Annotated in this window: 3 protein-coding genes; 2 read left to right on the forward strand and 1 reads right to left on the reverse strand. The window is 72.9% G+C overall.

The window, feature by feature from the left end:
- Positions 1–115: 115 nt before the first annotated feature.
- On the reverse strand, positions 116–820 hold the full coding sequence (locus ACFV2J_RS38610; RefSeq protein ID WP_385443139.1) for a transglycosylase family protein: 705 nt from the start codon (positions 818–820) through the stop codon (positions 116–118).
- A 539-nt stretch (positions 821–1,359) separates the two neighbouring features.
- Here ACFV2J_RS38610 and ACFV2J_RS38615 point away from each other — a divergent pair.
- Positions 1,360–2,133: a hypothetical protein gene (locus ACFV2J_RS38615; RefSeq protein ID WP_385098083.1), complete on the forward strand. Its 774-nt coding sequence runs from the start codon at positions 1,360–1,362 to the stop codon at positions 2,131–2,133.
- A gap of 206 nt (positions 2,134–2,339) precedes the next feature.
- A complete protein-coding gene (locus tag ACFV2J_RS38620; protein ID WP_385443141.1) occupies positions 2,340–2,750 on the forward strand; it encodes a hypothetical protein in 411 nt (136 codons plus the stop codon).
- Positions 2,751–2,790: the final 40 nt, after the last annotated feature.

A 2,790-nucleotide genomic window follows, 5' to 3' on the forward strand; every position in this document is an offset into this window, starting at 1 on the left:
GGGGCCCGCCCCCGCCCCCCCGCGGCCCGGGGGGGGCGCCCCGGGGGGGGGGGGCCCCAACCGGGCCGCCCCCGGGGATGGGAGCCCCGTACCCGCGGATCGGGAGAGGCGGTGCTCAGAGGTCGAGCCGCTGACCGGGCACGATCAGGTCGGGGTCACCGCCGATGACCGCCCGGTTGGCAGCGTAGATCTCCCGCCAGGTGGTCGCGTGCCGTGCCGCGATGCCGCTGAGGGTGTCGCCGCCGCGGACCGTGTAGTCGCCGTGGCCGCCGCGCGACATGTCACGGTTCGTGTGGCCCGACGCGTGTGCGGGCGCCGTCGACCGCTTCGACGGGGCCGCCTTCGACGCGGAGGACGAAGGAGCCTTCCTGGACACCGACTTGGGTGCCGGCTTCGTGGCGGCCGACGCTCCGGCCGAACCGGCGCCCGAGGACCCGGGCGCGCTTCCGTAGGCTCCAGCCCGGGCCGAGCAGGTGGGCCAGGCGCCCCATCCCTGCGCGTTCTGGACCTTGGCGGCAATGGCTATCTGGGCGCCCTTGGACGCCTTGTCGGCGGTCGACGCGTAGGCCGTGCCGCCGTACGCGCGCCAGGTGCCGGCGGAGAACTGGAGTCCTCCGTAGTAGCCGTTGCCGGTGTTGATGTGCCAGTTCCCGCCGCTCTCGCACTTGGCGATGCGGTCCCACACTCCGCTGTCGGCCGCGGCGGCGTCGCCGGTCGCGGCGAGCAGTCCGAGCGGGGCGAGCAGAGCCGCCCCGGCGAGGACCGCCGTCGTACGAGTGGTCGTACGGACCTTACGAGTGTTGTCGGCACATGCGGACATGTATTTCCCTCTCGAAACACCCGGGGTCCCCCAAGGCGGCGTGCGACTCCCTGCGCGTAGGACGCGGTCGTCGCACTCCTCCCCGTCCGCCGGCGGTGGTGCTCGAAGCTGACTGTGTGGTGCGGCCGGCGGACGTGCCCGAGTGGTGCTCGTTGCACTCGGGGGTGGAATCTAGGGAGCCGGTCGCCCCGATATCAACCAACTCCTTGTCATTCGAGGCCAGTTCATGGTTACCGCGGGTATCAGCGACTTTCGGCCACCCATTTCATTGCGTGATTTCCGGATATGTCGACCAGCCGCCCTCGCCCTCTGTGACCCACCTCACCGGTTCAACTTCCGTGGGGTCCAGCCGAGTTGGCTGGGAGTGACGGATTCCGTGCCCGAGTTCACCCTGCGCGTCGGATGGTTCGATTCCGTTCGCTTCCGGGCGTGACTCCGGCCACAGATCGCCCGTTGTCATCTTCATGAGCCGGGGCCCCCGGCGTCATGGGCCGGGAGCCACCCGGCATCGCCACGCACCGCATCCCGAGGAGCCACCCGTGCCGCGCATGCTCGACGTCAGCGACGACGTACGCGCCGAGATCGGCGACGAAGAAGCCGACCGGCTGCTCGCCGGAGAGAACGCCCCGGGCAGTTACGACTGCACGTCCTGCCGCACCCCGGGCGACTCGGAACAGGAGCGCACCAGCACCGTCCTGTTCATCGGCGACGAGACCGCCGTCCTCGCCTTCGCCCACGCCACCTGCCTGCCCTCACAGGTCGTGCAGGTCACCGAGGAGCAACTGCAGGGCGCCGTCCGCTCGATCAACCCCGACGGCGCGCCCGGCCAGGCCGTCCCGGAGCAGGCCGTGCTGGGCGTCACCAGCGGACTCGTCCTGCTGGGCGGCGAGTTGCACCCGGCGCTCGTCGTCGAGCCGACCGGCCCCATCGTGCGCCCCGGTTCGACGGACATCGGCGACGACTTCCTGCCGCTCCTGATCGAGCAGGGCTTCATGCCCGTGACCCAGCTGCACTCGGTGCCGCCCGTGCTGCACGGCTGGTCGGTGCTGCTCGCCATGGGCCAGCTGCACGCCGTGCTCCAGCCGGGGACCGGCGGCGGCTCGCCCGTCGCCTGGTGGCAGGCGCACCAGGCGCTCCAGGTCGCCGAGAGCTGGCGCGCCGCCGCCAACAAGCACCAGCAGGTGCTGCTGTTCGCGGCTCCGGTCGGCTCGATCGGCCGGCAGCCCCGCGAGGACCTGCTGCGCGACGCGCTGGACAAGGCCGCGGCGAACGGGAAGCTGGTGGCCGCGGCGATGCCGCTCGCCGGTACGTGACCCCTCCCCGGGGTGCGGGCGGTCATGGTCGCAGCGACGGCCGCGGTCACCGGGGCCGGCTCCGGCCGTCCCGTGACCGGACGCGCGCCCGCCCGCACCCCCGAGGGGGCGTCGGACGTCCCCCGGACGCCCGATCCGGGCCCCGCTGACCTGCGAAAGCGACGCGGTGGCCGCATCCGTTGGGCGATGGGGTCGTTGGCACCTACGTGCACACCTACGACGCCTCCCGCCGCCGCCAGTCCCTCCAGCCGATCCCGCCCGCGCGAGCGGCCCAGGACCCCCAGGGCGGCCCCTCGGCCACGCCGATCTACGACGCGCTCTACGCCGAGTGGGTCAGATGCTTCAGGGCGCTGCCCGGTGACCGGCACGGCGAGGAGGAGCTCGGCTTCACGGCTTTCGGGAATCTGGCACACGGCACGGGCGCGTACGGATCGTCCTCGTACACCTCGTCGTTCAGCTCCTACAGCGCGGGGGCCTACTCCGCGCGCCACGGTGGCGTGACGCCGGGGCACACCACGACGGCGACCGCCGTCTGGCAGCCGGGCGGCCGGCAGCAGGGCACGGGCATGCACCACGTCCCGGCCGCCCTGCCGCCCGCGCCACGCCGGGGGCTCTGAGCGGAAACGGTCGAACGGGTGAGGGGCGGCTCCCATGGGA

The sequence above is a fragment of the Streptomyces sp. NPDC059668 genome (genome assembly GCF_042734135.1).
In the GTDB taxonomy this organism is placed as follows: domain Bacteria; phylum Actinomycetota; class Actinomycetes; order Streptomycetales; family Streptomycetaceae; genus Streptomyces.

Coding starts and splice junctions, on each gene's coding strand:
- ACFV2J_RS38610 (WP_385443139.1), bottom strand. CDS start 820: ATGTCCGCATGTGCCGACAACACTCGTAAGGTCCGTACGACCACTCGT.